We start from the raw sequence: 18,446 nt of genomic DNA, 5'->3' as shown, positions 1-18,446 counted from the left end.
CAGTCATCACCCCACAGCGCTGGGGTTCTCGAGGGGGCTCGGAGAGGGCATGGCCAATTTCTCGAAGTCGAACGTGCCGCAGTTCTCGGTGGACGTCTACCAGAACGAATATCTGCCGGACGGCGGCCGCGAGGTCAATGCCATCGTGACGGTGACGGCCACCGGGGGCGGCACGATCGGAAGCGCGTCCGCCGCGCCCCACCTCTACTCGCCGGGGCGCGGCCCCAGCGCTGCCGTGGCCGTCATGGTCGACTGCTCGGGATCGATGGACTACCCGCCGACCAAGATGCGCAACGCCCGCGACGCCACGGCCGCCGCCATCGACACCCTGCGCGACGGTGTGCACTTCGCGGTCATCGGCGGCACCCATGTCGCCAAGGAGGTCTATCCGGGCGGCGGCCGGGTCGCCGTCGCCGACGCGACCACCCGCGACCAGGCCAAGCAGGCGCTGCGCAGGGTCAGCGCGGGCGGCGGAACCGCGATCGGCACCTGGCTGCGTCTGGCGGACCGGTTGCTGTCGTCGGCCGACGTCTCCATACGCCACGGCATCCTGCTCACCGACGGCCGCAACGAACACGAGTCGCCCGAGGATCTGAGGGCCACGCTGGACGCCTGCGCCGGCCGTTTCACCTGTGACGCGCGTGGAGTGGGCACCGACTGGGAGGTCAAGGAGGTCACCGGGATCGCCTCCGCGCTGCTCGGCACCGCGGACATCGTCGCCGATCCGGCCGGGCTGGCCGCCGACTTCACCCAGATGATGGAGACGGCCATGGGCAAGGAAGTGGCCGATGTCTCACTGCGGCTGTGGACCCCCGTCGGTACGGAGATCAAGTTCGTCAAGCAGGTGGCGCCCACGGTCGAGGAACTGACCGCCCGTCGCACCGAGGCCGGTCCGCGCGCCGGGGACTACCCCACGGGCTCGTGGGGCGACGAGTCCCGCGACTACCACGTGTGCGTCCAGGTCCCGACCGCCGGGATCGGCCAGGAGATGCTGGCCGCCCGGGTCTCGCTGGTGATACCGCAGGCCGGGGGCACCGCCCGGAACCTCGGGGCCCAGGGGCTCGTCCGGGCCGTGTGGACCGACGACATGGTGGCGTCCACGTCGATCAACCCGCAGGTCGCCCACTACACGGGGCAGGCCGAACTGGCACAGGTCATCCAGCAGGGTCTGGATTTGCGCAAAGTGGGCGATTTTGATGGCGCAACGGCCAAACTGGGCCGCGCCGTTCAGCTCGCGAGCGTCTCGGGGAACGCAGATACTGCGAAACTGCTTGCGAAGGTGGTGGACGTGGTCGACGCCGCGACAGGTACTGTGCGACTTAAGGCAAAGGTCACGGAAGCCGACGAGATGACTCTCGAGACACGGTCCACAAAGACGGTTCGTGTAAAGAAGTGACCTGAGAGTTCCGACAGCAACGAGCCCGGCCCCCGGTGGGCCGGAGAACCACGCCGGTCGTAGCGACCGGAGAAGGAGAGGGGGAAGCGCCGACATGCCGACCTGCCCGAACGGACACCAGTCGGGTTCCGACGACTGGTGCGAGGTCTGCGGTCACCGTATGGCCGGTGCCGTACCCCCGCCGCCTCCACCGCCGCCCACCGCCGGCTACGGCTATCCGCCGCCCGGTTCGCCTCCTCCGGGGCCCGGTGGCCGGCCCGGTGGCCGCCCGCAGTCCGCGGTGCCGAACCTCGAGCCGGAGCTCTGCCCGCAGTGCCGCACGCCTCGCGAGGGCGGCGCCCCGTTCTGCGAGGAGTGCCGCTGGAACTTCCTGACCAACACGGCGACCTCCTACACCCCGGCCGCACCGCGCCCGTCCGCGCCCAACCCGGCGCTGCGCTTCCAGCAGGGCGGACAGACGATGCCGGGTCCCGACTCGTTCGACTACGAGCGGTCCAGGCCGTCGCAGGTGAACCGCCCCGCCGAACCGATTCCGCCCGGGCCGCCCTTCGGCGACGAGCCCTCCGGTCCCACGGGCTTCGGCGGTGCCTCCGCACGTCCGTCCGTGTTCGGGAACGAGCCCCCCCGTCCGCCCGCCTTCGGCGGCGACACCTCGCCCCAGCCTCCCTACGGTGCGGATCCCGGACGTCCGGTTCCGCCGCCGCCCGGACCCGCCGTCGGCGGCCCCGGCGGACAGCAGGGCGGTGCCCCCGGTGCGCCGTCGGCCTTCCAGGGCGGAGCCCCGTCCGTGTTCCGGCGGCCGACCCCGCCCTCCTCGTCCTCGGCCCAGGGCTTCCCGCCCTCCGCCCCGCCGCAGCAGGGCGGTCCGTCCTTCGGCGGCGGTGACGACGACTGGGTGATCTCTCCGCCGTCGAACTCGCCCGCGCCCGGTGCCCCCGGCGCCGGCGGCCAGGGCGGCGACTACGGCTTCCCGCAGCCCGGTGCCACCCAGGCTCCTCCGTCGCCCTACGAGCAGCGGCCGGCGACCTGGACCGCGACCATCGGCCCGGACCGCGAGTACTTCATGGCGATGATGCAGCGCTCCGGTCCCGAGGCCGCCGGCCTGAACCTGCCCGCCTACTCCCCGGAGCAGCAGCGCACGCTCACCGGCAACCAGATCACCATCGGGCGCCGCCGCCACTCCACCGGTGACACCCCTGACATCGACCTGTCGGTGCCGCCGGAGGACCCGGGCGTCTCGCACCAGCACGCGCTCCTGGTCCAGCAGCCGGACGGCTCGTGGGCGGTCGTCGACCAGAACTCCACGAACGGCACCACGGTCAACGGCGGCGAGGAGCCCATCCAGCCCTTCGTCCCCGTGCCCCTGCAGGACGGGGACCGGGTGCACGTGGGCGCGTGGACGACGATCACGATCCACCGCGGCTGAGCCGGACGATTGCTCCGCGCGTGCGGGGGCCTTCATGGGCTCGCGTACGCGCGAACGGCCGGGTCCGCTCACCGGGGCCCGGCCGTTTCGCTGCTCGTGACGGCCGTCACCGGCCCGGCCGTTTCACTGCTCGTGGCCGTCGTTCCCGGTGGCCACGGCGCGGCCGTCACCGCAGTGGCCAGTGGTGCGGCCCCTCCGGGTCGTCCAGCCAGGCCCAGGAGCGGTCTCCGCTGACGGTGATCCCGAACCGCTCGCGTGCGGGCCGCCCCTCCCGCTCCCACAGGACGTACGCCTCGTACGGGTCCAGGCTGCGCTGCGTCAGGGCCAGCAGGAACCTGAACAGCTCGTGACCACGGGCCCGGGACGGCAGCCCGTCCAGGTACTGCGCCTCGGGCTCGACCCGCGTTCCGCCGCGCAACGGCACGAAGTAGGCGGGCGTGCGCAGGAAGCGCCCCTCGGCGTGCCCTGCGCTTCCCACCCGCAGCGAGATGAGGCCGGTGGCGAACGGCGCGAGGATCCGCGCACCGGGACGGCACTGCGCCGGCCACGCCGGCGGCACCGTGGTCGGCGCGCAGGTCGCGATGATCCGGTCGAAGGGTGCCCGCTCCGGCACACCGCGTGCGCCGTCCCCCGGGACCACGGCCGGGTGGTATCCCGCGACGGTCAGATGCTGCCGGGCCGACTCGGTGATCTCCGGATCGAGGTCGACGGTGGTGACCGGGTCGTCACCGAGTCGATGTGCGAGGAGCGCCGCGTTGTACCCGCTGCCGGCGCCGATCTCCAGGACGGTGTTCCCCTCCTCGACCTCGAGCTCGGTCAGCATCTGCGCCATCAGCGAGGGCTGGCTGCTGGAGGAGACGAGTTCGTCGTCCCGTACGAGGGTGGCCAGCGGGGCGTCCTCATAGGCGCCGCGCAGCCACTGCTCCCTGCGCCAGGGGTCGGGGTCGTCGCCCGATCTGCGCTCGTAACCGTCCGCGGCGCCCACGTAGTAGTACGGCACGAAGAGATGGCGCGGCACCGCCTCGAACACCTCCCGCCAGCCGGGATCGGTGTCCCAGACGCCGCTCGCATCGATCTCGCGCACGAGTTCCGCCCGCGCCGACGCGGCCAGGGCCTCCAGCTCACGATCAAGAGAGTGCGTGGCCATACCTCCACTGTGCGGCGGAAGACGGCCCGGGGGCGAGCACGCCCTCTCCCACGCCGGGATCACGCGTCCGCCCGAGGGGACCGGTCGCCGTCGAAACGGCGGGTCCTAAGCCTCGGGTCCTCGGTCTCCGCGTCTGAGACCATGGAGCATGTGACAGAGATTCGGCGCGGCACGCTTCAGGAGCAGACCTTCTACGAGCAGGTCGGCGGTGAGGAGACCTTCCGCCGCCTGGTGCACCGGTTCTACGAGGGAGTCGCCGAGGACCCGCTGCTGCGGGCCATGTATCCGGAGGAGGACCTGGGCCCGGCCGAGGAGCGCTTCACCCTGTTCCTGATGCAGTACTGGGGCGGCCCGACGACGTACAGCCAGAACCGGGGCCATCCCCGTCTGCGGATGCGCCACGCGCCCTTCGCCGTGAACCAGGCCGCGCACGACGCCTGGCTCCGGCACATGCGCGTCGCCGTCGACGAACTGGGCCTGTCCGAAGAGCACACGACCACGCTCTGGAACTACCTGACGTACGCCGCGGCGTCGATGGTGAACACCCCGGAGTGAGCCGGCGGCCGTCCGGCCCACGGGCTGCCGGTGCACCGGATTCCGGCCCCTCGGCAGCCCGTTCCCCGGGGGGAGAGGTCAGCGGACGCTGACGTCCAGGGCGCCCAGTCCCGCCCGGCGCACGGCGACCGAACCGAACGGTGTGCGCAGCCTCAGCCAGGTGCCCGACGACAACAATGCCGGCGGCTCGCTGTCGGATGCCTGCGGGACGGGCCGCAGAAAGCCGAGCGACTGCGCGGCGTGCACCGCCCGCACCGGAAGTTCGGTGTCGCCCAGTGTGCGGGACCAGATCTCCCGGCCTATGCGGTCGAGTGCGACACGGGTCCGCTGCTCGGGCGCCAACTCCTCCGTGCGCGAACGGAATTCGCCGACTGCCGCGGACACGGTGGCCCGCAGGGCGTCCGCGGCGGGCAGTCCCGGACAAGGACGCCAGCCGCCGCGCGGCGGAAGGACCCCCGCCCACGGGGGCCCGGTCACAGCCGCCGGCACCCCGGCCGTCGCCGCCGCGTCGTCGACGGACTCAAGCAGTTCGCCCGCCGAGACGGTCACATCGAGCCGGGCCTCCAGCCCGTTCTCGTACGGCTTGGCGAGCCGGACCGCACGGATCGCGAGCACCTCGAACGACGGCGGGCGCCCGAACACCGCCAGTGCCGTCCCGGTCGTCTGCAGACGCACCGCGGCGCCGCGGTCGTAGTGGATCAGACGGGCCAGGAAGGCGGCGAAGTCCGCCGCCTCCCCGTCGTCGGCGAGATGGAGCACCGTCATGCGGCGACGGCCTCCCCCTCGTCATCCCGGTACTCCGTGAGGAACTCCCGTTCCTCGGCCGTGATCCTGCGCGGCCGTTGCGCCTCGAAGTCGAAGGGCACGATCACCGTCGAGGCCCGGACGTAGATCCGGTCCGGGTCCTTGACCTCGTAGGTGAGCGTGAAGGACGCGGCCTTGATGTCCGTGACCCACAGCTCGATGTCCACCGGCGCATGCCGGTGGACCAGCTGCCGCTTGTAGTCGATCTCATGGCGCGCCACCACGGACCCCTGCTTGAACTGCTTGTCCGGGCGGAACAGGAAGTCGATACGCGCTTCCTCCAGGTAGCGGAGGAACACCACGTTGTTGACGTGGCCGTATGCGTCCATGTCCGCCCAGCGCAGCGGGCAGCGGTAGATGTGCCGCAAGATCAGCCCCGGGTCAGCTTCTTGTAGGTGGCACGGTGCGGACGGGCCGCGTCCGGGCCGAGCCGCTCGATCTTGTTCTTCTCGTAGGACTCGAAGTTGCCCTCGAACCAGAACCACTTGGAGTCGCCCTCGTAGGCGAGGATGTGCGTGGCCACACGGTCCAGGAACCAGCGGTCGTGGGAGACGACCACGGCGCAGCCCGGGAACTCCAGAAGGGCGTTCTCGAGCGACGACAGCGTCTCGACGTCGAGGTCGTTGGTCGGCTCGTCGAGCAGCAGCAGGTTGCCGCCCTGCTTCAGGGTGAGCGCGAGGTTGAGGCGGTTGCGCTCACCGCCGGAGAGCACACCGGCCGGCTTCTGCTGGTCCGGGCCCTTGAAGCCGAAGGCGGAGACATACGCCCGCGACGGCATCTCGACCTGACCGACGTTGATGTAGTCGAGCCCGTCGGAGACGACCTCCCACAGCGTCTTCTTCGGGTCGATGTTCTCGCGGCTCTGGTCGACGTACGAGATCTTGACGGTCTCGCCCACCTTGATCGAGCCGGCGTCGGGCTCCTCGAGGCCCTGGATCATCTTGAACAGCGTGGTCTTGCCCGCACCGTTCGGACCGATGACACCGACGATGCCGTTGCGCGGCAGGGTGAAGCTGAGGCCGTCGACGAGGACCTTCTCCCCGAAGGCCTTGTTGAGCTTGTCGACCTCGACCACGACGCTGCCCAGACGCGGGCCCGGCGGGATCTGGATCTCCTCGAAGTCCAGCTTCCGCATCTTGTCGGCCTCGGCCGCCATCTCCTCGTAGCGGGCCAGACGCGCCTTGGACTTGGCCTGCCGCCCCTTGGCGTTGGAGCGGACCCACTCGAGCTCTTCCTTCAGACGCTTCTGCCGCTTGGCGTCCTTCTGGCCCTCGACCTTGAGACGCGTGGCCTTGGTCTCGAGGTATTTGGAGTAGTTGCCCTCGTAGCCGTGCAGACGGCCGCGGTCGACCTCGCAGATCCACCCGGCGACGTTGTCCAGGAAGTACCGGTCGTGGGTGACCGCCACGACGGTGCCCTCGTACTTGGCCAGGTGCTGCTCCAGCCAGTTCACGGACTCGGCGTCGAGGTGGTTGGTGGGCTCGTCGAGCAGCAGCAGGTCGGGCTGCTCGAGCAGGAGCTTGCAGAGCGCGACGCGGCGGCGCTCACCACCGGAGAGCTTGGTCACGGCCCAGTCGCCGGGCGGGCAGCCCAGGGCGTCCATGGCCTGCTCAAGCTGAGCGTCCAGGTCCCAGGCGTTGGCGTGGTCGAGCTGCTCCTGGAGCTTGCCCATCTCGTCCATGAGCTCGTCGGTGTACTCGACCGCCATCTGCTCGGCGATCTCGTTGAACCGGTCGAGCTTGCCCTTGACCTCGGCGACGCCCTCCTGGACGTTCTCCAGGACCGTCTTCTCCTCGTTCAGCGGCGGCTCCTGGAGCAGGATGCCGACGCTGTAACCGGGTGTGAGGAAGGCGTCACCGTTCGACGGCTGCTCAAGACCGGCCATGATCTTGAGGACGGTCGACTTACCGGCGCCGTTCGGGCCGACGACGCCGATCTTCGCACCCGGAAGGAAGCTCAGGGTGACGTCGTCGAGAATCACCTTGTCGCCGTGCGCCTTGCGCGCCTTGCGCATGGTGTAAATGAACTCAGCCAAGAGAAACCGTCCGGCAGCTTGAAATCTGGCAGTGGGCAGATACACCCCATCTTGCCTGACCGCCACCCCTGGACGGAAACCCGTGAGGCGCGGTGGCGCTGACCTGGGGTTTCGCCGAGGGCGACGGTGGCTTGTCCGTCACTGTCGGTGGCCGTCGCGTGCCCTCGGGCGACCTCGCACGGCGCAGCGACGGCCCGAGAGCGATCAACCGGGCAGCCGGATCTTCACCTGTCGGTTGTGGCGAGCATGATCAATCCCCTCACCCTCCACGTGGGCACCCATGGCGGGCAGTTCCGTCCCACGTGCCATGGGCGTGACCTCAGCCGGCGCCAGGGCCTTCGGGACGGTCGCCTCCCAGCTCCGCCGAACCGCCGCGAGTGACGGGCCTCGGGGGCTGTGGGCCACGCGTACTCGTCGCATGGGGCAGATCACGACTGCTCGGGGGCACCGCGGCACGTGACGAACGGCCGAGCGCACAGAAGACGCGGGCAGACCACAGCTGCCGGGGCGTGAGGACCCGTTCCGATTCCGCCGCGAGGTTCCGAGCAGGGTGTCTCTTGAGCCGCAGTCCACGGCACCGGACACAGGCGCCGGCCTTCCGCTTGCGCGGCCGGATGCCGACCGGGGTGGGAACAGGGCTCACACGGTCACATACCGGGGAATGACACCGGCGCGGGCACGACGTATTGCGGCCGAGTCGAGGCCGGTGCGCAGACACCTCGTCCATCGCGTGTCGTCCAGGACACCACGCAACAACGCCAGGGCCGACGCGTCGCAAGGTCTCTAGCCGAATTCGCCGTTACGTACGCCCAGTCGAAACGCCGTCCACTCCTCTGCTGTGAATCGCAGCGGCGGCAGTTCCCTGTTCTGCGAATCGCGGACCGCAACCGCTCCGCCGCCGAGGTCTGCGACCTCCACGCACGTCTTGTCCCACCTGTTGGAGTAACTGCTCGTGACCCATTCCGCATCAGTCAGGTCTATTGCGTACAGCTCAGTCTTCGCTGCGTCCATCATGGGACCTCCTGTAGCTGCCGGATGGGCGTTCTCCCTTCAAGGGTCACCCTGATGGTCCTCATGTGCATCTCGCCCTCCTGGCCGGCTGCCCGCCCCGCCGCCATGAAAGCGCAAGCCGCAAAAAGCGGGCGACGCGACTTGAGCGGGATGAAGTGCTGCTGGAGCCGGAGATGGCGCCACTCGCCCATCCACGCGGTGGACGGTGGTCGTGCCGACCCTGAACGCGGCCGTGAGCTGGGTAGAGTCGTCTGCGTGGGACTTTGGCTACTCAACAACCTGAACACGGCCTGCCTCGCGCTCCTCATCGTAGGAGGCGTTGTTGTTCTGTCGCTCGCCGCCTGCCTGGTGACGCGCCGTGTTTTTCCTGAGTTGATCAATGGCGTGACAAATGATGTGTCCCGCACGGTACTTGAACTGTTCGGAGCCATCTACGGAATCGTCCTTGCCTTCGTCATCGTGACCTTGTGGACCGAACTTGAGCAAGTTCAAGCAGTGGTGACTTCGGAGGCCACGGATCTCGCCGTCATGTCCCGCAACGCGCATTCGTTTCCGGACGATGTGCAGAAAAAATTGGACCGGGCGATCGGGGACTACGTCCACGCCATCGTTGAGGATGCATGGCCACTGATGCGCGACGGGAAAAACAGCCTCAGCGCGACATCGGGCAAGCTTGAGGCGTTGTACGCGGTCCTCCAGAATTACAATCCCAAAAGCGCTTCCGAACAGGCCTTCTACAGCAAGTCGGTCGAGCGGCTGAACGATGTGACCGCACAGCGCAGAACCCGCATCCTGGCCGCAACGCAGCAACTGCCCCCTCTCCTGCAGGTCCTCACCTACGGGGGAGCACTGGTCGTCATGCTGATCACCTTGCTGTACGGGGTGGAGAACCTCAAGGTGCAGCTGCTTTTCGTAGGGTCGATCGCGTTGCTGGTAGGCCTGAGCCTCACCCTCGTCCTCGTCCTCGAACACCCCTTCGCCGGCGAGGTGAGCGTGAGTCCGAGTCCGTTCATGGAAGGTCAGCTGGGCACATACTGGAACAGGTGACGTGGTGAGGTCCGGCGAGAGATCATCCGGCTCATCGCCACTCCGTGCCCCGCAGCCGACATCGCCTCGGGCGCTGCTTGACATCCGCAGGGGCGCCCATGCCCTCCCGAATCGTTCCTCCAGGGCCTCACCCGGGAATTGCCCCACGGGAGACGCTTGACCTCGTCGGCCATGCGCACGAGCGCGTCCGCAGGTAACCGATGGTGAGGCCCAACGCGAGTTGTAGGCCTCGAGGCTCACTGCCGGCTCGTTGGAGTTGCGAGCCACCGCGACAGTCGGTGGCTGTCGAGCGCCCGCGTCGTCACCTCGTGCGGTCCGGCGTCGATCCGCGCGGTGGTCGTACTCCGCACCGCCACCCGGACATTCGCCACGTCGCGCCTCCCGCAGCCGAAGAACCGCAGGATGTCGACGGCCCCTCCGTGCGGCCCCTGCGGCAGCACATGACGGCTCGTGTCCCCGGCTTCGAAGGTCAGGACCGGAACCAGCGAGGCGCGGCGGTCCTGGCGGTGGGAGCGATGCCGGTTGCGACGTGGGAAGGACGGGATGAGGGTGGGAAGGGGGAATATCCGATCGAACATCGAACGGAGCTCTCATGGAAGCGAGGAAGTCCGACCTGTACGCGCGTGACCTGACGGAAGCGCACTGGGTCAAGAGCAGCAAGAGCACGACGAGCCCGTACTGCGTCGAGGTGGCGGAGCTCGGCGACGGAGCCGTCGCGATCCGCGACTCGAACAACAGGGACCTGCCGTCCCTGCGGTTCACCGCAGAGGAATGGACGGCATTCCGGGACGGAGTGCGGGACGGCGAATTCGGCTAGGAAGCACCGTCTCACTCGCTTGACGGGCCGGCTCGCCGAGGCAGATCGACCGCCCTGGCAAGCGGGCCCGCCAAGTGCCGAGTTCGGCGACCGACACCACGGGTCACCGTTCCCTGCGCCCGAACAGGGCCGGCCCGGGGTCTGAGCCTCGACGCCCGTCGGGTCAGGTGCCCGCGCTCCGCGCCCCCCGTCCCGTTGATCACTGCGGCTCCCCGGCCGACCTGCGGCCTCGCGCCCCGGTGGAAGACCGCCATGATCACTGTGCCGATAGCGGCATGGCACACCCGAGCCGGGTGATGATTCCGCTGCCTTTACCGCGGATTCGGGCCGTCTCTCCTGCCCGATGCCGGCACCGGGTGGCGACCTTCAAGGCCGCAGCGCAGCCCACCCGTTGACAACGGGCTTCCCCGGCAACCGGCCTGGCATACGTTCCGCATCGGGAGCAACCGGCGTCCCGAGGGGGCGGGCGACAGTGTGGAGGTGCTGCCGAGCAGCTACGCGAAGCGCATCCACGGGCGGCAGGAGGTCGCGAACCGCCGGATCGAGGACCTGTCACGCGAGGGCGAGTGACACCGCTCGATCACATCTGAGGCCCCCCACAGGTGCAGGGGCCTCCTCGTTGTGTTCCGTGTTGTGTTCCGTCCGTCGACGTGACTCGGTGGCGTGCGTCGGCCCTGCGGCGAGTAGGTGCTGAAGATGTCTGCGCTCGCCGGCGAGGACAGCGAGCGTCTGCACAGAGCTTGCTCCTGGCACTGCCACTCGTGTTCACGCTCAGCACACTCGACTTGCTCCCGGCCGGCACGCCCGCTGAGCACAGCACCACCCGGAGTTCCGCTTCTGCGGGGGTAGGTGAGGCATGCCCGCCCCCCGAATGGCGGCACCCCGTTTGTTGCAGAAGCTATTGCGCCGTTCGAGTGACTCGGAGCACTGGTGCGGCATGAAGGCAGGACGGACCGCCGACGGCAACTGTGCTGGTCAGGTGCCTGTTTGGGGTAGATACCCCTCGTCTATCTGGTGTTTCATCCGCATCAATAGCCATCACAGCCCATAGTTGTGGAAATGTCACTGTTTTGTAACACGGCTTGGTTCGTTGATGTCCCACGGCGAGAGCACGCCACAGTTGCGGTCCTCGGCACTGCGCCGGGAACCCGGATAGGACGCTGACTCCCACCAAGGTGGGTGTGGCACTCATGTGAAGGGAAAGCTTCATGTCTGTTGCTCGTACCACGATCCGCCTGATGGCCACCTGTGTGGCGTCGGCCGCGCTCGTCGGGGCGGCCGCCATGCCGGCCCTCGCCGACGGACACGGCCGGGGCGTCGACAACCGCGGCCGCTTCTCGCACAGCGCCTCGCATCGCGCCGACGGTCACGGCCATGACCGTGACTTCCGCCGTATCGGCCGCTGGGACCACGGCCGGTACTACTACCGCAGCCACAACCGCGACCGCTTCGGACACTGGCTCTGGTTCCTGGCCCCGCGCAACGTCTGGGACCGGTCCCACCACCACCGCTGACCCGCTGCTGTCGGCCCGTTCCCGCGGGCGGCGGCCGGTGACGTGAGGGGCGGGCCGCGCATCGCGCCGCCCGCCGGAGCAAGGGCTGTTGACCCCTCCCAGGGGGCCGAAGACCGCTTCTCGCGGTCTTCGGCCCCCCGCTTGCGTCCGGATCACCGGCCGACCGATCCGAGCATGCGCTCCGGTGCCGAAGTACTCAGCGGCCGGCTCCGCTCCCCGGTCAGCCGACACCGGTTTCGCCGGAGACGCTCGTCCGACGCCTGTCTGCCTGCCGCGGTCAGACCAGGCAGAACTCGTTTCCTTCCGGGTCGGCCATCACCATGTGGTCGGGCCTGCCCTGCAATGTCTGCTCACCGACTACGGTCGCCCCCGCAGCAGTGAGCCGCTCCACTGCGTCGACCACTCGCGGCCAACGAACCTCCCAGGGGGTTTCACGACCACCACCGACCTGCACGTCCAAGTGGAGCCGGTTCTTCACCACCTTGGACTCCGGCACTCGAAGGAAGGACAGCTGGGGGCCCAGGCCGTCCGGATCAGTGAGATACGCGCCTTCGTCCCACTCCTCCTCCGGAATCCCGTGATGGGAGAACCACTCCTCCCAGCTCCCGAACCCCGAGGGTGCGGGCCTCTCCACGTAGCCCAGTGCCAGCGCCCAGAACTCGGCCAGCCTCCCCGGACGCGCGCAGTCGATCGTCACACTCCATGTGGTCGCCATAGGACCTCCTGTCGGATGACCGGACCGTACAGCGCACCTATGACACCTGCGGCCGGCACGAACGCACCGCGGCACCGCGGAGTCTCGACGACCGTCCGGCGAGGGCACACACCGACTCCCCGGCGGTTCGCTGATCGACTGCGACAACACCTGCTTCATGCCCTCGCGAGGGCATCGGAGCCGCTGCGAGGGGTTGTGGGCATTCCAATGCTCCAACCGCCGCCCTTACCAGAGGGAATGCGCGCCGGTGATGTAATCACTTGATGGTGGAGCTGTGAAGAAACGGTGTTGTAGATTGTCGGTCCTGCCGCGCGCCAGGGTGTGCGCGGCTTGATCATTGGGGGGAACCGATGACTCGCATCCGTACAGTCCTGCCTGCCCTGGTGGCCGCAGGGTGCGCCACCGTCCTGCTCATGCCGTCCCAGGCGCAGGCCGCAAGCTCCATTCAGATCTACAAGATCTACTACGACAGCCCCGGCTCCGACCGCGGCGGCAACGCCTCGCTCAACGCCGAGTACGTCGAGCTGAAGAACACCAGCCGTTCGGCGATCGAACTGCGCGGCTACCGGGTCAAGGACGCGTCCGGGCACTGGTACACGTTCCCGTCGTACAAGATCGGCGCGGGGAAGACCGTGAAGGTCCACACCGGCAAGGGCACCAAGAGCGGCGGCCATGTGTACCAGGGCCGCGGCTGGTACGTGTGGAACAACGACAAGGACACCGCCACCCTGTACAAGGGCAGCAGCCGTATCGACTCCTGCTCGTACAACTCCACCCGGGTCGATTACAAGATGTGCTGACCGGCCGTCCTTGCTCAAAGCGCCCCCGCCGCCTGCCTCGTGCAGGTGGCGGGGTTGTGCGTTTTCCAGAGGGATCGCTGCACCCGAGACACATTCTTTGCAGGCCGGACGCCCGGATGCCTTTTGAACCAGAGGCCCATGTGAAGGGGCCCGCTGGGCGTTCATACCGCGGATCAGCGATCCGGGGGAACCTGGAACGGCCTGGAGCGGCGCCCGGATCTTCTCTACTTGACCGCGACGGTGACGTCCGCCGCGGTCCACAGGGTGTGTATGGCGACCCCCCGGGGCCCGGTGCCATACCGGGCCCGCCTCCGTGCCCGTCAGTCGCGGGTGGGCTGCTGCTTGTCGCGGAGCAGGAGGAGCGTCGCACCGCCGACCAGGACCAGGCCGATGGCCGTGCCGGCGATGATCGGGGTCATGCTCGAGGCGCCGGTCTCGGCCAGGTTGGTGTCCGTCGCCGCCGTGCCGCCCACGGTCGCCGGGCTGGGCTCACTGAAGGTCTGCGCCCTCAGACCGCCCGTGCTGCTCTCCGTCTTGCAGTCGAGAACGCCCTTGAACCACTTCTCGTAGCCGTCCGACCCCTTGATCGTGAAGTCGTACGCCTGATCCTCCTGCAGCGGGATCGTGACGATCTGCGTCCTGCCCGCCGGGATCGTGTGGGAGACGCCCATCAACTCGAAGGTGAACGCCTGGTCCCCCTTGTTCACCGCGGTGATGTCCACGCCCCCCTTGGCGCAGTTCTTCTCCGCCGAGAGTGCGGGTATCGCGCCGGTGGCGGCCCAGTTCGCCGTGGCCGTCGCCGAGACGGTCGACTCGCTGGAACCGGCGAGTATCTGCGTCTGGCTGCGCGTCTCGGAGGCGAAGGCCCGGCCGACCGGCACGGTGGTCGACGCCTGCACGGTCACCTCGGCCGAACCGTTCTGCGCCTTCTCCGGCACCTCGAAGTAGACGCGCTCACCGTCGGACGCGGACGTGATCTCCGTACCGTCCTTGTCGACGATCTTGACGCCCGAGGTCGTGGCATCCACCGGCGGGGTCACCGTGACGCTGTCGGCGTCGGTGTGCACCGTGACCGGGCCGAGCAGTTCACCGGGGTGGCCCGAGACGGCGGCCGGTTCAAGAGTCAGGGATGCTGCGGGCTCAGGGATGTTCCGCGCATGCTTCTGCAGATAGTCCGCGAGCTTCTCCGCCTGGGGGTCGACGGCATCCACATCGGCGTCGTCCGAGTACCGCCATATCGCCACCTGCGTACCGGCCGCGGCGTCCTGCTCGGTGAGGCCCTTGGCGCCGGCCTCGGCCGCCAGTGCCGCGAGATCGTTCACCTGAGGGTACGAGTTGCTCAGGATCCAGCGGATCTTCCCGGCGTTCCTGTTGCCGCTCAGGGACGTACCGCTCCAGGGCGTCTCCTGGTACCTGGAATCCTTCTGCGCCGGGTTGTGGATGTCGATGCAGTAGGTCTGCAGGGTGCCGCCACCGTCGACGGACATCTCGAACAGGCCGGCGGACACCTGCTCGTCGGTGCCGCCGTCATGGATGACGGCGGCACCGTACGTCTTGAGGCCGCCCATGGTCGCGGTCGCCCCGCCCTCGCTCTGCGGTGTCGCGTCGGCGGCCGCCACGCCCGCGGAGCCCAGCAGACCCACCACGGCGAGTCCGGACACCAGCGTCGCAGCGGCGAGGCGAGCAGCCTCTCGCCTGAACGCGGACGACGCAGACAACGAAGAAAACACAGAATTCCCCTTCGAGCAGGACCCGTTGACATGGGGGACGGTCCCACCAGCAGAATCAGAAGCCACAAGAGCTACGCCTGGCATCCTAGGGAGCGCAGCACACCCCTCTCCCCAGGCATATCGTCAGATAACCGTTCCGACTCGGAATCGTTATCGCACGCACAGCATGTGAGCTGCGCTGATCGTTCGAATACATGTGGACCGTTCGGACGCGGGCCGATGTAGCAGTGAATAAACGGCAGTTGGGGCGACACGCTCGAATCCGGCCGGCCGCTGCGGAAGCCCCCGCCCGTAGCCGCCACAGCCCGGCGCGCCCACCACAGCCGTCGTCCCACGCCCGGCGTCATGTCGCCCCGGCCGGTTCCAACTGCGGTCGGTCGGCGTTCCCGGCCTGTTCCGCCTCCTCCGGCCGACCTGCCGCCGCTGTCTCCGGCTCGGTCTCCCAGCTGGGCTCCGGCTGGGGTGGCGCACCCGTCTGCGTGTCGGGCCTGGCCGACCGCCGGAAGGCCGACGTGCCACGCGACAGATCATGGCCGATCGCCGCCGCATCAAGATCCGCGGACAACCAGCCCTGGCCGTCCCGCTGCTCGGTCCTCACCTTCAGGCGCCCCTGAACCACCAGCGGATCGCCCACCGCCACGGACGCCGCGACGTTCGTGGCCAGAGTGCGTCGAGTCCAGACCGTGAAGAAGTTCGTGTGTCCGTCCGTCCACGCGTTCTTCTCGCGGTCCAGGTAACGTGCGGTCACGGCCAGCCGGAAGCGTGCCGTGGGGCCCGTCGGCGACTCCCGGTACACCGGCTGCGTCGCGACGTTGCCGACCACGCACACCATCGTCTCGTTCATGCGGAACCCCTCCCTCACCCCGGCCTGCGGGCCGGGCAGGAACGCGTACGGGCCCGTCCCGTACGGCTGCGTCTGACGCGGCGATCACGTGTCATGTGTCGCCACCCCTGCGGCGATCGCCTTCGCCGCGATCGCCGCGAGATCAGACTGCCCCCGACGGGCCGAGCCCGCTGAGCACTGTGGGCCACCGGCCGGTTGTGGACAACTCCGGCACCCGAACGAGGACCTCCGCTCCCCCTGTCCGCCTTGCCGACCGGACACACCTCATGTCGACCGACCGCAGCTCACCTCGCCTGGACGCGGCTCATCTCGCACGGACGTACCTCATCCCGACCGGACGCAGCTCATCTCGACCGGACGTACCTCATCCCGACCCGACGCAGCTCATCTCGACCGGACGTACCTCACCCCGACCCGACGCAGCAGATCTCGACCGGACGCACCTCACCCCGACCCGACGCAGCTCATCTCGACCGGACGCACCTCACCCCGACCCGACGCAGCTCATCTCGACCGTGCGCAGCTCACCCCACACGCGCTCCCGCCGTTGCTCCCGTGACCTTGGCGTACTCCTCCCGCACCTCCCCGAACCGGAGCAGTTCCGCCGCCAGTGGATCCAGCACCCGGGCCCGCCCGCAACCGGCCGCCGCCTCTCTCAGCCGACGTTCCGCCTCGAGCCCGTAACGTCGTGCCGGACCGCGCGCGGCCAGCCTGCAAGTCCACTCGATGACCGGGCCCCCGACAAGACCGGACAGCAGGAACAGCGCCGGCACACCGAAGTTCGACGGCATGAATCCGACGACCTGCCCCAACATCCACAGCACCCCCAGGACCTGGAAGAGCGTCATCGTGGCCTGGGCGAGGACGGCGGCGGGCCACCAGCCGGGCCGGGGTGGCCGACCCTGCGGCACCGCGGAACCCGCGGCCAGTTCGTCCAGCGCCTCCGGCAGCCCCTGCGCACCACGCACCGCGGCCTCACGCACCGCCAGGGCCCAGGGCGCGGGCAGTCCGAGCGCGGCCCGGTCCGCCACCGTCCGGACGGCCTGCTCCACCCGCTGCCGGGCGGTGGCCTCCTCGTCCGCGGGCGCCCGCGCCGGGAGCCGCCCGGTGGAGGGTTCGCGCCGCTCCCGGTTCCACCGCCACAGGCGCAACCAGGGAGTGCCGCAGGCACGGTTGGCGTGGCGCAGCCACACACGTTCGGCGGCCTCGCCCGCCGCGGTGGCACCCACCGCGTCCGCGAGCCGTCCGGTGAACTCCTCCCGCGCCTCCTCGCTGAGCCCGCCGCGCCCGCCGGTCGCATAGACGGGCCGCAGCCGGACGGCGGCCGCGTCGATGTCGGCGGAGATGCGTCGTGCGGCCGCACCCCGCTCGCCCACGAACTGGCCCAGCACCTCCTCGAGTTCGTCCACGCCCTCTCCGGTGAGGGCGGACACGGCCAGCACGGTCGCGCCCGGCTCGCCGTACTCGCCGAGGGCGATCCCGTCCCCGTCGAGCAGCCGCCGCAGATCGTCGAGCACCTGCTCGGCGGCCTCACCCGGCAGCCGGTCCACCTGGTTGAGGACCACGAACATGACCTCGGCGTGCCCGGCCAGCGGCCGCAGATAGCGTTCGTGGAGGACGGCATCGGCGTACTTCTCGGGATCGACGACCCAGATCACGGCGTCCACGAGCGCCAGGATGCGGTCGACCTGCTCCCGGTGCTGCACCACCGCGGAATCGTGGTCGGGCAGATCGACCAGGACGAGCCCTTGTAGGTGCGTCGTGCCGTCCGGGGCCTGCATGGGGCGCCGACGCAGCCGCCCGGGGATGCCGAGTCTGTCGATGAGTGGCGCCGCGCCGTCGCTCCAACTGCACACCATGGGTGCCGCCGTGGTCGGCCGCCGCACCCCCGTCTCCGAAAGGGCCACGCCGGCCAGCGCGTTGAAGAGCGTCGACTTGCCGCTGCCGGTGGCGCCCGCGATGGCGACCACCGTGTGTTCCCCGGAGAGTCTGCGGCGCGCTGCCGCCTCGTCCAGGACCCGGCCGGCCTCGGCGAGCGTGTGGCTGTCCAGCCGGGTGCGCGACAGTCCCACGAGCTCACGCAACGCGTCCAGACGCGATCGCAGGGGCCCGTCGTAGGCGAGCTGCGCGGGAGGTCGCGCGCTGGGCGAACGGGGCTCGACGATCGTGATCTCCTGTTGGGCCACCGCCGGTTCGGGCAGCCGCCTGGCGATCAGCCCGTCGTCCCACTCGTCCGTCGTCTCGCCGCGGTCCGCCTGATCGTCGCCCTCCACGCGCGCGTGCCCGGTGCCGTCCCCCACGCGCGCGTGGAGGGCACCCTCCCCGTGGTCCGCATGCGGAGTCCCGGTCTCCGACCGGGCCTCCCGGGACGTGTCGCGCGTGTCCCTGTCCGCCTCGTCCTGCGCCGCGCCCGCGTCCCGGTCCCGTCGCACCCGGCCGGATCCACGCTGCACGCGCGCGTGTCCGCCTTCGTGACCCGACTCGCGGAGCGCCGGACCGCGCCCCTCGCCCTCTGGTCGCTCCTCGGCCGCCACGGCACCCGTCTTCGATGGTTCGCCCTCGGGGCCCTCGACGTGATCCGTGCGGTCAGTGACGGCAGCCACCG

The 18,446-nt window shown here is 69.4% G+C and carries 17 protein-coding genes; 7 read left to right on the top strand and 10 right to left on the bottom strand.

From position 1 onward, the window contains the following. Nucleotides 1–49: 49 nt before the first annotated feature. Together ACSHXN_RS26325 and ACSHXN_RS26320 are read left to right on the top strand one after the other, a co-directional pair. Nucleotides 50–1,396: a vWA domain-containing protein gene (locus ACSHXN_RS26325; protein ID WP_438303816.1), complete on the top strand. Its 1,347-nt coding sequence runs from the start codon at nt 50–52 to the stop codon at nt 1,394–1,396. A gap of 94 nt (nt 1,397–1,490) precedes the next feature. Next, nucleotides 1,491–2,822: an FHA domain-containing protein gene (locus ACSHXN_RS26320; protein WP_356293638.1), complete on the top strand. Its 1,332-nt coding sequence runs from the start codon at nt 1,491–1,493 to the stop codon at nt 2,820–2,822. A 166-nt stretch (nt 2,823–2,988) separates the two neighbouring features. On the opposite strand, the gene ACSHXN_RS26315 is transcribed toward ACSHXN_RS26320, so the two are convergent. Beyond that, nucleotides 2,989–3,969: a methyltransferase domain-containing protein gene (locus tag ACSHXN_RS26315; RefSeq protein ID WP_355140142.1), complete on the bottom strand. Its 981-nt coding sequence runs from the start codon at nt 3,967–3,969 to the stop codon at nt 2,989–2,991. 141 nt (nt 3,970–4,110) lie between these two features. Between ACSHXN_RS26315 and ACSHXN_RS26310 the strand changes: the two genes are divergently transcribed. Next, complete coding sequence (locus ACSHXN_RS26310; RefSeq protein WP_355140141.1) at nt 4,111–4,524, top strand: globin; 414 nt, start codon at nt 4,111–4,113, stop codon at nt 4,522–4,524. A 78-nt stretch (nt 4,525–4,602) separates the two neighbouring features. On the opposite strand, the gene ACSHXN_RS26305 is transcribed toward ACSHXN_RS26310, so the two are convergent. The 4 genes from ACSHXN_RS26305 to ACSHXN_RS26290 all read right to left on the bottom strand — a co-directional run bounded on the left by ACSHXN_RS26305 (nt 4,603) and on the right by ACSHXN_RS26290 (nt 8,377). Next, nucleotides 4,603–5,289, bottom strand: a complete 687-nt coding sequence (locus ACSHXN_RS26305) for a hypothetical protein (protein WP_355140140.1) — start codon at nt 5,287–5,289, stop codon at nt 4,603–4,605. Beyond that, nucleotides 5,286–5,696 carry an acyl-CoA thioesterase gene (locus ACSHXN_RS26300; protein WP_355140139.1) on the bottom strand — a complete coding sequence of 137 codons (411 nt, stop codon included), beginning with the start codon at nt 5,694–5,696 and terminating at the stop codon, nt 5,286–5,288. Before ACSHXN_RS26300 ends, ACSHXN_RS26305 begins: the two co-directional genes overlap by 4 nt. 2 nt (nt 5,697–5,698) lie before the next feature. Further along, the gene (gene ettA, locus ACSHXN_RS26295) at nt 5,699–7,363 is read right to left on the bottom strand and encodes an energy-dependent translational throttle protein EttA (RefSeq protein ID WP_355140138.1); all 1,665 of its coding nucleotides are present in this window, start codon (nt 7,361–7,363) and stop codon (nt 5,699–5,701) included. 783 nt (nt 7,364–8,146) lie between these two features. After that, nucleotides 8,147–8,377, bottom strand: coding sequence for a DUF397 domain-containing protein (locus ACSHXN_RS26290; protein ID WP_355140137.1), 231 nt, complete (start codon nt 8,375–8,377; stop codon nt 8,147–8,149). A 252-nt stretch (nt 8,378–8,629) separates the two neighbouring features. Here ACSHXN_RS26290 and ACSHXN_RS26285 point away from each other — a divergent pair, with 252 nt between their 5' ends. After that, nucleotides 8,630–9,421, top strand: a complete 792-nt coding sequence (locus tag ACSHXN_RS26285) for a DUF4239 domain-containing protein (RefSeq protein ID WP_356112285.1) — start codon at nt 8,630–8,632, stop codon at nt 9,419–9,421. A 236-nt stretch (nt 9,422–9,657) separates the two neighbouring features. On the opposite strand, the gene ACSHXN_RS26280 is transcribed toward ACSHXN_RS26285, so the two are convergent. After that, nucleotides 9,658–9,999, bottom strand: coding sequence for a hypothetical protein (locus tag ACSHXN_RS26280; protein WP_356112287.1), 342 nt, complete (start codon nt 9,997–9,999; stop codon nt 9,658–9,660). Nucleotides 10,000–10,013: 14 nt separating this feature from the next. Here ACSHXN_RS26280 and ACSHXN_RS26275 point away from each other — a divergent pair, with 14 nt between their 5' ends. Beyond that, entirely contained in the window at nt 10,014–10,238 is a 225-nt protein-coding gene (locus ACSHXN_RS26275) for a DUF397 domain-containing protein (protein ID WP_355140134.1), read from the top strand. 1,208 nt (nt 10,239–11,446) lie between these two features. Further along, nucleotides 11,447–11,752, top strand: a complete 306-nt coding sequence (locus ACSHXN_RS26270; RefSeq protein ID WP_355140133.1) for a hypothetical protein — start codon at nt 11,447–11,449, stop codon at nt 11,750–11,752. A 277-nt stretch (nt 11,753–12,029) separates the two neighbouring features. Here the strand turns inward: ACSHXN_RS26270 and ACSHXN_RS26265 are convergent, their stop codons facing one another. Next, entirely contained in the window at nt 12,030–12,467 is a 438-nt protein-coding gene (locus tag ACSHXN_RS26265; RefSeq protein WP_355138915.1) for a VOC family protein, read from the bottom strand. Between the two features lie 350 nt (nt 12,468–12,817). Between ACSHXN_RS26265 and ACSHXN_RS26260 the strand changes: the two genes are divergently transcribed. Further along, nucleotides 12,818–13,267 (top strand): lamin tail domain-containing protein, encoded by a 450-nt coding sequence (locus tag ACSHXN_RS26260; protein WP_345547002.1) that lies wholly within the window; start codon nt 12,818–12,820, stop codon nt 13,265–13,267. Between the two features lie 320 nt (nt 13,268–13,587). On the opposite strand, the gene ACSHXN_RS26255 is transcribed toward ACSHXN_RS26260, so the two are convergent. The 3 genes from ACSHXN_RS26255 to ACSHXN_RS26245 form a co-directional block, all read right to left on the bottom strand. Continuing rightward, complete coding sequence (locus ACSHXN_RS26255) at nt 13,588–14,997, bottom strand: Cys-Gln thioester bond-forming surface protein (RefSeq protein WP_438303814.1); 1,410 nt, start codon at nt 14,995–14,997, stop codon at nt 13,588–13,590. A 343-nt stretch (nt 14,998–15,340) separates the two neighbouring features. Continuing rightward, a complete protein-coding gene (locus ACSHXN_RS26250) occupies nt 15,341–15,841 on the bottom strand; it encodes a single-stranded DNA-binding protein (protein WP_355138919.1) in 501 nt (166 codons plus the stop codon). 524 nt (nt 15,842–16,365) lie between these two features. Continuing rightward, nucleotides 16,366–18,444 carry a GTP-binding protein gene (locus ACSHXN_RS26245; RefSeq protein ID WP_438303813.1) on the bottom strand — a complete coding sequence of 693 codons (2,079 nt, stop codon included), beginning with the start codon at nt 18,442–18,444 and terminating at the stop codon, nt 16,366–16,368. Nucleotides 18,445–18,446 lie beyond the last annotated feature (2 nt).

It is taken from the genome of Streptomyces sp. HUAS TT11 (assembly GCF_051553595.1).
Classification (GTDB): domain Bacteria; phylum Actinomycetota; class Actinomycetes; order Streptomycetales; family Streptomycetaceae; genus Streptomyces.
This window is presented reverse-complemented; position numbering and strand designations above follow the sequence as displayed.

Excerpts from the sequence above, each read along its gene's own strand:
- ACSHXN_RS26325 (WP_438303816.1), top strand. The coding sequence starts at position 50 with ATGGCCAATTTCTCGAAGTCGAACGTGCCGCAGTTCTCGGTGGACGTC.
- ACSHXN_RS26320 (WP_356293638.1), top strand. The coding sequence starts at position 1,491 with ATGCCGACCTGCCCGAACGGACACCAGTCGGGTTCCGACGACTGGTGC.
- ACSHXN_RS26315 (WP_355140142.1), bottom strand. The coding sequence starts at position 3,969 with ATGGCCACGCACTCTCTTGATCGTGAGCTGGAGGCCCTGGCCGCGTCG.
- ACSHXN_RS26310 (WP_355140141.1), top strand. The coding sequence starts at position 4,111 with ATGGAGCATGTGACAGAGATTCGGCGCGGCACGCTTCAGGAGCAGACC.
- ACSHXN_RS26305 (WP_355140140.1), bottom strand. The coding sequence starts at position 5,289 with ATGACGGTGCTCCATCTCGCCGACGACGGGGAGGCGGCGGACTTCGCC.
- ACSHXN_RS26290 (WP_355140137.1), bottom strand. The coding sequence starts at position 8,377 with ATGATGGACGCAGCGAAGACTGAGCTGTACGCAATAGACCTGACTGAT.
- ACSHXN_RS26280 (WP_356112287.1), bottom strand. The coding sequence starts at position 9,999 with ATGTTCGATCGGATATTCCCCCTTCCCACCCTCATCCCGTCCTTCCCA.
- ACSHXN_RS26275 (WP_355140134.1), top strand. The coding sequence starts at position 10,014 with ATGGAAGCGAGGAAGTCCGACCTGTACGCGCGTGACCTGACGGAAGCG.
- ACSHXN_RS26270 (WP_355140133.1), top strand. The coding sequence starts at position 11,447 with ATGTCTGTTGCTCGTACCACGATCCGCCTGATGGCCACCTGTGTGGCG.
- ACSHXN_RS26265 (WP_355138915.1), bottom strand. The coding sequence starts at position 12,467 with ATGGCGACCACATGGAGTGTGACGATCGACTGCGCGCGTCCGGGGAGG.
- ACSHXN_RS26260 (WP_345547002.1), top strand. The coding sequence starts at position 12,818 with ATGACTCGCATCCGTACAGTCCTGCCTGCCCTGGTGGCCGCAGGGTGC.
- ACSHXN_RS26250 (WP_355138919.1), bottom strand. The coding sequence starts at position 15,841 with ATGAACGAGACGATGGTGTGCGTGGTCGGCAACGTCGCGACGCAGCCG.